The organism is Saccharopolyspora tripterygii, from assembly GCF_054778355.1.
Genome location: NZ_BAAGZP010000032.1, coordinates 1 through 10,982 on the forward strand (window position 1 = coordinate 1; position 10,982 = coordinate 10,982).

The following is a 10,982-nucleotide window of genomic DNA, read 5'->3' on the forward strand; positions in this document are numbered from 1 at the left end:
GCCATGGGCCGTACTCCAATCACAAAGTGATCTCATACACAACCCATCTGACAGGCCCTACGATGCCGCCGCGGGCCGGGTGATCACCGAGTTACCGCCGGGAATGACCGCCACGGGTGGCCATCACTACCTCCACACGCATCTGTGGACCACCAGCGGCACCGAGGGTGCCATGGACTGGGCCGGCTCGGCGCTGATCCAGCCCGGCACGCCGACGTGGCTGCAGCCGATGTTTCCGTTCAGCAAGCTCGATGCGCGGTTGGGTTTCTACACCATCGCCGGGCCCACACCGGGGAACAACACCAACAGCGTGCCCTACATCGCCAGCGGTTTCCCCGAGGGCGGGCTCCTGGTCATCCAGGGCACGGTGCAGCTCGCAGACGACGCGGCGCTCTCGGCGAGGTGGGTGTGATGAGCCCGTCCACGACCTGTTCCTCCGGGGAACCCACGAGCCAGCGGCTCACGGCACTGCGGCGCGAATACGAACGTATGCGGGCCGAATTCGCGGCATGGCAAGCGGATTTAGGCGAATGGCATGCCTATACGCCGCCGCTGGTAAGCCTCGGCCAGACCGGCACACAACAGACTCCGGTCAACCTGGGCACCGGTAGCCAACGCCGCGGCTGGTTCATCCGCATCGGCCAGCGACTGCATCTGCACTGCGAATTCCTCTGGGGCAGCCCACCATTCGATGCCGGCGCGGGCCAGGTCGTTTCCGAACTGCCCGCGGGGTTGCGCACACCGCCCGGCAGCCACCATTTCCTGCACAACCATCTGTGGACCACCAGCGCCGGTTATGCCGACTGGTGGGGCTCAACCCTGATACAGCCGGACTCGACGCGGCTGCAACCGATGTTCTCCTACTCACAGGGCGATACCCGTCTGGGCCTCTACACCATCGCCGGGCCCAATCCGGGCGATCGCGCCTGGAGCGTGCCCTCCATTCCCAGCGGTTGGCCCGAAGGCGGACTGCTGGAACTATTCGGCACGATCACCGTCTCCAACCTCTGATCGCTAGGACCTTTTCACTTTTTCGACTTTCACAGGCTTTTTCACACCTGGGAGGTGTGTGTTCATGTCCGCTCCGATCCACACGCAGATCGTGACCGGCGGTGAGTTCCTCGGCGTTCGGCCGTGGTATCCGTTGGAACGTCACCCCATCTCCGATCGCATCGAAGTACTCGTCCACCTGTCCACGGGCAACCTCGTGGTGCACGTACGTGACTTGACCATCGAGGGCCGGTGCGACTTCGCGCTCAACCTCAACCACACCTTCAACGCCCAAGCACCGCCGGTGTTACCCCCAGGAGCGATCGAGCCGAGCTTCGGCACCCACTGGGCCAGCCTGATCGACACCCACCTGTTCGCCGACACCGGCAGTGTTCGCACCCTGGTCGACCCCACCGGCTGGTACGCCAGTTTCCAACCCGACGGCAGCGGGGGCTGGATCAGTCCGGCTGGCATCAACGCCACCCTGCACACCGAACCCGACTCCACTTACCGGCTCGTGTTCCACGGCTCGGAGGAAGTCTGGCGTTTCGACACCACCGGATTGTTGACCAGCCAGGCCTGCCGCAACGGGCAAACCATCACCTTCGCGCACCGCGGTGATGGGCGGGTGGAGACCATCACCGACACCCGCGGGCGCGTCACCACGCTGCACTACGACGCCCAGGCCCAGCTGGAATCGATCGAAGACCCCACCGGGCACGTGTTCGGCAACTACGTCCACGACACCGACGGGCGCCTGCTGCAGTTCGACGACCGCGGCGGCAACACCACGTACCTGAGCTACGACACCAGCGGCAACCTGATCGAGCTCATCGACCCGAACGGCCACACCTGGTCCGCCGAGTACGACACCACCAACCGGGTCACCGCCGTGCACGAACCCCTACCGGGCGGGGCGGCAGTGGCCACCTGGGCCTACGTCTACGGCACATCGACCACCGAGGTCACCGACCCGAACAGCAACACCTCGACGTTCACCTTCGACTCAACCCACCGCCAGCTTTCAGCCACCGACGCGCTCGGCCACGCGCGGGGCACGACGTGGACGGCCAACAACGACGTCAACACCACCACCGACCCCACCGGGGCCTCGTTCACCTATGACTACGACGCCACGACCAACAACCTCATCGGCACCGAACTGCCCACCGGGGCGGCCATGAGCATCGATTACACCGACACCAACCATCCGTTCCAGCCCACGAGCATCACCGACCCGCAAGGCACCCAGGTCGAACTCGACTACGACGCGGCCGGGAACCTGCTGTCGGCCTACAACACCAACCTCGGCATCACAGTCCTCGCTTACACCTACAACCTGGATGGCAGCGTGGCTACCCGCACCGATGGCAAAGGCGCGGTGACCACCTACGACTACGACAGCCTGGGACAACAAACGGCGGTGCACCCGCCCGACCCACGCGGCGTCGAGCACTACACCTACGACGAACTCTCCCGCCAGCACACAGTTCGCGATGGGAACGGAACCGTCCTGGAGCACTCCTACGACCTGCTCGACCGGCCCACCGCCATCACCGATGTCACCGGCGGAATCCGGGACGTGCGCGAGCAGCGCAGCTACGACCGCAACGGCAACCTCACCGCCACCCACTCACCAAGCGCCCGCATGAACTACACCTACACCCCACGCGGCCAGGTGCAGTCACAACGCACCACCACCGGCGATGTGCTGGAAACCGTCGGCTACGGCTACGACCCGGCCGGCAACATCGTCTGGCTGCAACAACCGTGTGCCACCGTGCGCTACGGCTACGACGCCGCCTACCGGTGCACCACCCTCACGCTGCCCGACGGGGCGGTGATGTCCTTCGACTACGACACCGCCAACCGCCGCACCGACGCCCACTACCCGGGCGGGTTCCACCAGCACACTGACTACGACCTCTCCGGCCGCGTCACCGCCGTGGAAGCCCGTGACAACGCCAACGTGCTGCTCGACCGCAGCACCTACCGCTACGAGACCGATACGGCCGCCGACTCCACACTCATCCGCGAAATCACCGGTTGGTTCAGCCCCCACCCGACCGGTCAACCCACGCTGTGCACCTACGACGGGCTTAACCGACTCACCCAAGCCGGGCCCTACACCTACACCTTTGACGACGCCACCAACCTCACCAGCACCAACGAACACACCTTCACCATCAACGCCGCCGATGAGTACACCCACATCGACACCACCCCACTCGGATGGGACCGCGCCGGCCAACTCACCGCCGACGAACAACAGGTCATCAGCGAATACAGCGCCACCTACCAGCTCACCGGTACCACCGGGCCCGAAGGGCGCCTCGCCGAATTCGCCTACGCCACCAGCGACGCGGTGCAGTTGCTGGAAGGGCTCTACGGCACCGCCGTCGGCACCGTGCACGACACCTACACCCATACCGCCCTCGGACTCGGCGCCTACACCCGCGACGGCGTCCGCACCACCATCATCCGCGACCCCGACGGCCGACCCATCGCCTTCGACACCCTCGGTGGTCCCCGCCACATCCCGCACACCGACCCGCAGCGCACCGTGCACGCCTTGGTCACCCCAGAAGGCCAAGTCACCGGCACGTATGCCTACACCCCCTACGGCGACCCCACACCCACCGGCCAAGCCGCCAACCACAACCCCCTGCGCTGGCTCGGCATGCTCCACGACCCGCAGGGGCGCTACCACCTAGGCCACCGCTACTACCAGCCACACCACGCCCGCTTCACCCAACCCGACCCCAGCGGACAAGAAATCAATCCCTACACCTACGCATTCGGCGACCCCATCAACAAAATGGATTCAATAGGCCTCAATGCTTGCACTTGGACTTTGTGGGGAGCCGGCCAGATCTTCACGTATGCTGGTCTCGCTGCCACTGCAACCGGAGTTGGAACTCTTCCAGGAGCTGTCATTGCCGGGGCAGGTGTAGCATTTGGAGCCGCATCGAACTTGGTCTGCTAAGAGGAGAGAAGCATGGCCGGACGAGGAATAAAGTTCTGGACGATCGTCACCCTTGGTGTCATCCTGACCCCGACCGCCATGCTTATCACCAGTCTTTACGATGCTCCAGCTGTCGTTTGGATTCCGGTTTTGATCCTCTCATTTGGCGTCTATATTGCTATTCTCGTGTATGTGGACCGCGTAAGTCGCGGGCGCAACAGGTAGGCCTCCGTGGGCCGGGTTAACTAGCTGCGCTCATGTATCGACGATATCCATGCGATGTTCGAGATGCTGCACGACGAGAGTGGGCAATTTGTCCGCACTTTGCTTAGGTTGGACACGGCTACATCGCTAAGCAGGTTCGCCGGGGACGACTCCGCGCGGTGGCGATGATCTCCGGCAAGGTCGGGCTGGAGACGGTGTTGACGGTCACGTGCCGGGGCCCTGGTGGTCAGTGGTGGGCGCGGTTCTACCTCGCCCACCACTGGCGACATCTAAGGCAGCAAGACGCGGAAAGTCTCCAGGCTCTCAGCAGAGACACCACTGGTCACCGCCCATGCTGAGAGCATGATCCAGATCCGGTAGCTGGCTGGAGTCCGCTCGGCGGGCAGTGGTCCCGCAGTTTCGTAGAACCGCAGGGTCGTGGCCGGGGTGCCGGTGCGTTCGGCGAGCTGGGAGATCCGCATCGTGCTCACCTCCCGACGGTAAACCTTTGACCCGGCTCGAAGGTCAAGCCTGTTTCCCTCGCTCCCGCTGTTGGTCTTGCTCGTACCCTCGGGCTCGGAGGAAGGCGTGCCAGTCACGTTTGGTTCGGTGCACCCACTGGACGGCGGCGGTTTCGCTGAGTCCGAGCAGGGTGGAGAGCACTGCTGCGGGGAGGTCGCTGGCCAGGCTGAGCAGGGCTGAGTTGCGGCTGATCCGGGTGGGGATTTCGTGGGCGGTGAGCTTTCAGACGGCCATCATGTGCCCGAACTGCACCACGCGCGTCGTCGGACCATCTGGGTCGGTCAGATCCAGCGGGCTCAGCCAGCGTTCTGTGGTGAAAGACGAACTTCGACTTGATCTCGTACACCTGAAGGTAGATCCCGGTCCCCATCTGCATGCCGATCACCGTAACTGGCCCGTCACCAACTGTGGCGAAAGACGGGGAAACGCCAGCCTGTACAGCCTGTTCAGGGATCCAAGCACTTTCCCGGCTCGGGCTTTTAAGCCAAACCCAAGTGCGCGGTGCTACTTGTTCGAGGTCGAGCGGGACTGCCGGAGCCGGTAGACGGTGCGGCCGGTGGCGAACGCGGCGACCAGGCCTGTGGTGAGCAGGAACGCCCGCGGATCAATGGTGGCCCCCAGCAGAATCGTCAGCAGGAACGTCACCACCAGCGACGGGGTGATTCGCCACGGGTCGTGCGGCAGCTTGAAGGCCAGGAACACGGCGAAACCGACGGCCGCGACGTCGATGATGATGAGCAACCAGATCGGCATCCTGCTCCCTTGACGATCCTGTACGGGCGATCGCGTGCGCCACCTCGCCGGGCGCCACTATCTCACTGATTGCTGGAGCAGTAGCGCCTGGCAGGCAGCAGGTCTGACTCGGCTGACTCGGCTGACTCGGTGAGTAGCGTGCGCACGACGTCGACGTCGTCCGGCGGGCGGTGCTCGGGCACGAGCCCGGCCTCGCGCCACCGCGCCAGCAGCCGCTCCCGCGCGCGAGGGGTGAGCCCGCCGCGGATTCCGTGCTGCTCGGATAGCGGCCGCACCAGCTCGGCGGACAGGCACTCAGTCCACACCGCGCATGTCGCGCAGAACTCGGTCGCGCGCCGTTGCCGCCACCGGGCTTGGTCCACCGGTTCCTCGTAGTCATCCGGGCCGAACCACAGCTCGAGCATCGTGCCGCGGCAGGCGGCGTCGTCTTCCCAGTGTGCGCTCATCGCTGGTTCACCTCCTGTGTCGCGGGCCCGAGGCCACGGGCTTCTTGGCGGGGCGCGGGGCACAGTGCGGGTAAGGCGGCCGCGTGGGAGCGCGGCGAGCACACGCGCCATCCGCCGCCCTGCCGGGTGGATTTGGCCTCGTACATGGCCAGGTCGGCCGCGACCAGTGCGTTCGAAAGCACGGCCTGGCGGCCGAGGGTGCTGATGCCGAGCGAGACCCCGACCCGGAGCAGGCCCGCATTGGTCGAGATCGGTGCGGTCAGCGCGGAGACCAACGCGTCGAGATCGACGGGGCGGAGTCCGCGGGTGACGAACGCCAGCTCGTCACCGCCGATCCGGCCGACGACGGCCAGATGGCCGAGCTGAGTTTTCAACCGGGTGGCCACGGCTCGCAGCACCTCGTCGCCGACCTGGTGGCCGTGGGTGTCGTTGACGGCCTTGAACCCGTCCAGGTCGCCCAGGCCGACCGTGCAGTCTCGGTGGCACAGCGCCGCTTGGGCCGCCGGCTCGAAGGCCGCTCGGGTGAGCAGTCCGGTGACGGGGTCACGGTGGGCGCGGTGCAGCTGGCGCGTGCGGGCGTGCAGCCGGGTGGCGGTGAGCACCCACCCGGCTGCGGCGGTGGCCGCGGCCGCGCCGAGGGCCGTCGTCGAGCGCGACGAGGCCGGTGCAGCGGGGCGCCATTCGAGGAAGATCATGGTCGGGCTCCCTGTGCGTCGTTGTGCTGGTCACGTGCTGGTTTTCCTCACATCCGCGCGCGAAGCCGTCGGTAGAACCGCGCGCGATTCGGGGTGGCGACCTCGTGGTGCAAGACGCCGGCCTGCTGACCGGTCTCGACGTTGACCGCACGCACGGTCCACAGCTGCTTTCCTCCGCCCTCGGGCACATAGGTGCGGTAGACCTCGATGCGCACCCGCTGGCCCGGCAGGGTCGGTGCGGTGTGCTCGTAGACGCCGCCGCAGCCGACCAGTGCGCGGTCGTCGGGCACGTGCGGAGCGATGACTTCCCAGGTCACGTCCTCCAACATCGCGATCAGCGATCCGGTGGCCCACACCCGTTCGCCGCGGCTGGCCAGCAGGCTGCCGGGCAGGATCTCCGGGACTGTGTGCTCGACGCCGATGACGCGGAGCGCGGTGTGCAGTGGCGTCGGCTCAGCAGCGGGAATGGCACTGCGAGCCGTGTAGGAGCGGGTGTCGTAGTCGGTCATGACGGGATCTCCACGAGTGCTGGTGCGAACGGATTGGCGGTGGCGCTGGGGTTTTCACGCAGTCCTGGCTGGCAGGGATTGCGCCAGGACACCTCGCAATCGGCGCAGAACCACCGCAGCAACGGGTACGGCAGCCAGCGGGTCGGTACCTGGCATTCCGGGCAGCGCAGTCCTGGTGCTGGACGAGGACTGAAGTGGCGCGGAGCGGTAGCGGTCATGACGCAACTTCCTTTCTGACGTGCACTTCTTCAGTGCTGGTGTGGCCGGACGTGGCCTGGGTGAAGCGGTCAGGGCGGGCGTCGGCCCCAGCGGGGCGGTGTCGTCCGTCCAGGCAGTGCGCGTGGGTCCACTCGGTGAGCCGGGCGGCGAAACCGGGCCGCCAGGTGTGATGCCAGTACTGGGCGTCGCGCACGTTGGCGGTGGCGCCGACGTTGGCCCGCCGCCAGCTGTAGGCGAGCGTGGCGACCTCCATCGCCAGGCCGGGATGCTGGCGCCAGCACCCGGGAATCGGCGTGGCGGGACCACCGGCCCGTCCTACGTAGGTGGCGTTGTACCAGGCCACGAAGTTGTCCAGTGTCCAGTTCGGACTGTGGCCGTCCTTGCGGTGCTGGTGCTCCTCGGCCGCGGCGGGCGGGGTGAACACCACCCACGCGGCGGGCCGGTCGTGGGTGTCGTCCTGCTCGTCCCCGTCGTCGCCGGTGTCGCCGTTTTCGAGGGCGTCGATGCGCTCGCGGAGCGAGTTGACCTTCTTGGCCAGCCCGCCGACGACCTCGGTGAGCGCGCCGAGCTGCTTGTCCAGCTCCTCGGTGTCGGCCGGATCGTGCTCGCTGGGCTCGTCCGTTGCGGGTTCACGACGGCGGCGGTTCGGGGTGATGTCGTCCTCGCTCACAGCGGCTTGACCTCCTGGTAGGCGGGCGCGGTGGGCTGCGCGGAGGTGGTCAGGGCGTATCCATCCGGGGACACGGGGACCTCGCCGTTGCGCACCGCGTCGACGTCGGCCTTGAGCGACTTCCAGTCGCGGCGGCGCTTGACGTCGACCGTGCGGGCCAGGATCGGCTTGAGGTGGCGGTGGAAGACCAGGACGCGGCCGCGGTCGACCGTGCGCACCGCGCCGGGCCGGTAGGTCGGCACGGACTCGGTGCCGACCGAGGTGCGGCCGATACCGAACAGGCCGTCGGATTGCTGCTGGTAGCGCCGCCGCTCGTGGTGGTCGGCGATCGTGGAGATCCACTCGAGGGTCTTGGGGTCCTTGATGCCGCCCCAGAGCGTCAGCGTCGTGGTGTTGTCCAGCAGCTGGCGGCGCCCGTTCTCGCCGTAGAGGGTGTCCAGGTGGGCCAGAGACTGGGCGGCCCAGTGGATGATCACGCCCCGACCGGCCGAGTCGGCCAGGACCTCGGGCAGTCGCGGCACCGGCGTGGCGTCGAAAAGCTCGTCGAGGTCGTTGGTGGCCGGCGGGTCAAGACGCCGCGACGGGTACGACAGCGCCATCTCCTGCTCGTTGGTCAGGATGTCCTCGACCAGCGCGGTCAGCACCGGCCGGACCTGGTCGGCCTGGTGCTCCCCGGCGACCAGGAACAGGCTGCCCTGCTGACCGATGAAGCTGCGGGGATCGAACTCCTCCCCCAGCTTCGGGGAGCACAGCTCGCGCAGGTGCGGGTCCAGCCAGGGCTCGATGACCCGGCGGACGCTGAGCCACACCGCGTCGGAGGTCTCGGCGACCATGCCGATCTCGGAGCGCAGGTTGTCGGCCAGCTCCGGAAAGCCGTGCTCGCGCAGCAGCTCGACCGGCTCCTGGTCCGGCGGTTTGGTGATCGCCCACCGGACGAGGTCGGCGACTCCGCGCCCGGCGTGGGCGGCGGCGAGCAGGTAGGACTGCACGACCATCTTCGCGCGCTCGCGGAACACCTTGTCGTTTCCGCCCACGTTTTCCAGGCCCACCGCTGCGGCATCGACGAGCGTTTCGGCGCGGCGGCGCGCGGTGGTGAACGATTGGCACCCGGTCACCGGCGAGTAGCGCACCTTGGCGGGCCAGTGCACCTCGCCGGTGGTGTCGAAGACCAGCACGGGACCGGCTTCTCGGCGGCGGGTGCGGGCCAGCGCGGCGAACTCGACCAAGTCGGGTTTCGTGGTGCTGCACAGCAGCGCGCCCGGTGCGGCGAGCGCTTTGTGCACAAGATCCGTGCGGGACTTGCCGGATTGGGTGGGTGCGAAGGCGCCGGTGGGGTTTTCCAGCGGTGTGCACATGACCTGGCGGTGTGGGCCGCGGTGCAGTGGTGCGGCGACCTGTTCCAGCGGTGCACGGCGCCGCTCGCGCGGGCTCAGGCTCGGCCGGGTCCACTCGGCGGTCCGCCGAGCCGCCTCCAGGGAGAGCTCGCGGCGGATGTCCTCCCGGCTGGCGTGACCGGGCTGCGACGGGCCGAACCGGCGCCAGGCCAGCCCGGCCACCGTGGCCAGGACAGCCACCGCGATCGCGATGATCGCCAGCGTGACCGCCCAGTACAAGCCCGGCCGCCCGGCCAGCGCCGGGGCCCACGGTGCTCCGAGGCCCGCAGCCGGATCGGCGGGGTTGCCGAGCACGGCGAACACGCCAGATACCCAGGTATCGAAGGTGGGCATGGCCCAGGGGCCACCGGTGAGCACGGTGGCGGCTGCGGCGCCGGCCATGAGCCCGGCGGCCAGGGCCAGCAGCGCGCCGAGCACCGAGACCAGCACGCCCATCAGCGCGAGGTCGCGATCGGCGGTGGGTGAAATGCGGTGGTTGCTGCTCATGCCTGCGGACTCCCTTGCGGCGGTGGTGGTGTGGTGGGTTCGGCGACCCGCCGGATGGACACGATCTGCGGCGCCCACGCATCGAGGCGTTCGAGGATCACGCCGGTTGAAGAGTCGTAGGCGTTGACGATCACGCCGTGGCCGGCGTACATGCCCACGTGCCGCGGATCGGACGGGGAGCCGAGCGAGCCGGGGATGAACACCAGGTCACCGGGCTGGATCTCGGCCAGTGATCCGACGGCGCGGCCGTCGTCCTTCTGGCCGTAGGTGCCCGCCGAGATCGGTACCCCGGCGTGGGCCCACGCGGCCTGCATCAGCCCGGAGCAGTCGAAGGCGTCCGGGCCCTTCGCGCCCCACACGTACGGGGCGCCGAGCTTGCTCAGCGCGAACTCCACGGCCGCACGCTGCTTCGGGTCACTCGGCAGCTGGAAGCCCGGCGGGAGCTTGGCCGGATCGAGCGGGATGTTCGATGCGCCCTGGTCCGGGCAGCCCAGCGCGGACTGGCTGGCCGATGCCTGCTGGGCCGTATCCCCGCCGCTCGGCGGCGGGACCGGGTTGTCCGGGCCGGTCCAGAACTTGTCCATCAGCGCGCTGGCGGGCTGTTCCTGCGGGGCGTAGCGGTCGGGAAACGCCGATGCCTGCACCTTCTGCTGGGCCACCCCGGGCGGCATGGTGTGCCAGCCGTCGAGCTGCACCAGGTGGTCGAGGAACTTCCCGGTGGCATAGGCGGGGTTGGTGACTTCCTCCGGCGAACCCCAGCCCATCGACGGGCGCTGCTGAAACAGCCCCAGCGAGTCGCGGTCGCCGTAGTGGACGTTGATCAGCCGGGACTCGACGATCGCGGTCGAAATCGCCAGCACCGCGGCCCGTTTGGACAGGTGGCGCTGCTGGACCACCGAGGTGATGGTCTGGGCGTTGGTCATCTGCTCGCCGGACCACTGCTGGTCGCCGACCTGCTGCCCGCCCCCGCCGGGGCCGCCGTCGCCGTGGCAGCCGCCGAACGCGATGCCCAGGCTTCCGGAGACCGCCAGAACCGCGACCCCGACCATCGCCGCAGGCATGACGATGAAGGCCGTCAGCGCGACGGCGACCATCGACCACACGGTGCCCTTGCTCGACCCCGACATGG

Annotated in this window: 12 protein-coding genes; 4 read left to right on the plus strand and 8 right to left on the minus strand. The window is 67.8% G+C overall.

All coding sequences use genetic code 11. From position 1 onward, the window contains the following. The 4 genes from ACYVF3_RS23750 to ACYVF3_RS23765 all read left to right on the plus strand — a co-directional run. On the plus strand, positions 1-412 hold a 412-nt coding region (locus ACYVF3_RS23750; protein ID WP_461156476.1), incomplete at its 5' end, for a hypothetical protein. After that, complete coding sequence (locus tag ACYVF3_RS23755) at positions 412-1,011, plus strand: hypothetical protein (RefSeq protein ID WP_363794681.1); 600 nt, start codon at positions 412-414, stop codon at positions 1,009-1,011. The genes ACYVF3_RS23750 and ACYVF3_RS23755, both read left to right, overlap by 1 nt. Positions 1,012-1,075: 64 nt before the next feature. Continuing rightward, positions 1,076-3,976, plus strand: coding sequence for an RHS repeat-associated core domain-containing protein (locus ACYVF3_RS23760; RefSeq protein WP_363794680.1), 2,901 nt, complete (start codon positions 1,076-1,078; stop codon positions 3,974-3,976). Positions 3,977-3,988: 12 nt separating this feature from the next. Next, positions 3,989-4,180: a hypothetical protein gene (locus tag ACYVF3_RS23765; RefSeq protein ID WP_363794678.1), complete on the plus strand. Its 192-nt coding sequence runs from the start codon at positions 3,989-3,991 to the stop codon at positions 4,178-4,180. 269 nt (positions 4,181-4,449) lie between these two features. On the opposite strand, the gene ACYVF3_RS23770 is transcribed toward ACYVF3_RS23765, so the two are convergent. From ACYVF3_RS23770 to ACYVF3_RS23805, 8 genes are all read right to left on the minus strand, one after another. After that, positions 4,450-4,641, minus strand: coding sequence for a MerR family DNA-binding transcriptional regulator (locus ACYVF3_RS23770; protein ID WP_363794882.1), 192 nt, complete (start codon positions 4,639-4,641; stop codon positions 4,450-4,452). Between the two features lie 544 nt (positions 4,642-5,185). Then, entirely contained in the window at positions 5,186-5,434 is a 249-nt protein-coding gene (locus ACYVF3_RS23775; protein WP_363794676.1) for a hypothetical protein, read from the minus strand. A gap of 62 nt (positions 5,435-5,496) precedes the next feature. Next, the gene (locus tag ACYVF3_RS23780) at positions 5,497-5,880 is read right to left on the minus strand and encodes a WhiB family transcriptional regulator (RefSeq protein WP_363794674.1); all 384 of its coding nucleotides are present in this window, start codon (positions 5,878-5,880) and stop codon (positions 5,497-5,499) included. Further along, positions 5,877-6,575 carry a GGDEF domain-containing protein gene (locus ACYVF3_RS23785; RefSeq protein WP_363794672.1) on the minus strand — a complete coding sequence of 233 codons (699 nt, stop codon included), beginning with the start codon at positions 6,573-6,575 and terminating at the stop codon, positions 5,877-5,879. The genes ACYVF3_RS23780 and ACYVF3_RS23785 overlap by 4 nt, the downstream gene beginning before the upstream one ends. A 47-nt stretch (positions 6,576-6,622) precedes the next feature. After that, positions 6,623-7,084 carry a thioesterase, FlK family gene (locus ACYVF3_RS23790; RefSeq protein ID WP_363794670.1) on the minus strand — a complete coding sequence of 154 codons (462 nt, stop codon included), beginning with the start codon at positions 7,082-7,084 and terminating at the stop codon, positions 6,623-6,625. 214 nt (positions 7,085-7,298) lie between these two features. Further along, a complete protein-coding gene (locus ACYVF3_RS23795; protein WP_363794668.1) occupies positions 7,299-7,973 on the minus strand; it encodes a hypothetical protein in 675 nt (224 codons plus the stop codon). Beyond that, positions 7,970-9,853: a type IV secretory system conjugative DNA transfer family protein gene (locus tag ACYVF3_RS23800; RefSeq protein WP_461156477.1), complete on the minus strand. Its 1,884-nt coding sequence runs from the start codon at positions 9,851-9,853 to the stop codon at positions 7,970-7,972. The genes ACYVF3_RS23795 and ACYVF3_RS23800 overlap by 4 nt, the downstream gene beginning before the upstream one ends. After that, the coding region (locus tag ACYVF3_RS23805) for a C40 family peptidase (protein ID WP_363794664.1) at positions 9,850-10,982 on the minus strand (1,133 nt) is incomplete at its 5' end. The genes ACYVF3_RS23805 and ACYVF3_RS23800, both read right to left, overlap by 4 nt.

Coding starts and splice junctions, on each gene's coding strand:
- ACYVF3_RS23755 (WP_363794681.1), top strand. CDS start 412: ATGAGCCCGTCCACGACCTGTTCCTCCGGGGAACCCACGAGCCAGCGG.
- ACYVF3_RS23760 (WP_363794680.1), top strand. CDS start 1,076: ATGTCCGCTCCGATCCACACGCAGATCGTGACCGGCGGTGAGTTCCTC.
- ACYVF3_RS23765 (WP_363794678.1), top strand. CDS start 3,989: ATGGCCGGACGAGGAATAAAGTTCTGGACGATCGTCACCCTTGGTGTC.
- ACYVF3_RS23770 (WP_363794882.1), bottom strand. CDS start 4,641: ATGCGGATCTCCCAGCTCGCCGAACGCACCGGCACCCCGGCCACGACC.
- ACYVF3_RS23775 (WP_363794676.1), bottom strand. CDS start 5,434: ATGCCGATCTGGTTGCTCATCATCATCGACGTCGCGGCCGTCGGTTTC.
- ACYVF3_RS23780 (WP_363794674.1), bottom strand. CDS start 5,880: ATGAGCGCACACTGGGAAGACGACGCCGCCTGCCGCGGCACGATGCTC.
- ACYVF3_RS23785 (WP_363794672.1), bottom strand. CDS start 6,575: ATGATCTTCCTCGAATGGCGCCCCGCTGCACCGGCCTCGTCGCGCTCG.
- ACYVF3_RS23790 (WP_363794670.1), bottom strand. CDS start 7,084: ATGACCGACTACGACACCCGCTCCTACACGGCTCGCAGTGCCATTCCC.
- ACYVF3_RS23800 (WP_461156477.1), bottom strand. CDS start 9,853: ATGAGCAGCAACCACCGCATTTCACCCACCGCCGATCGCGACCTCGCG.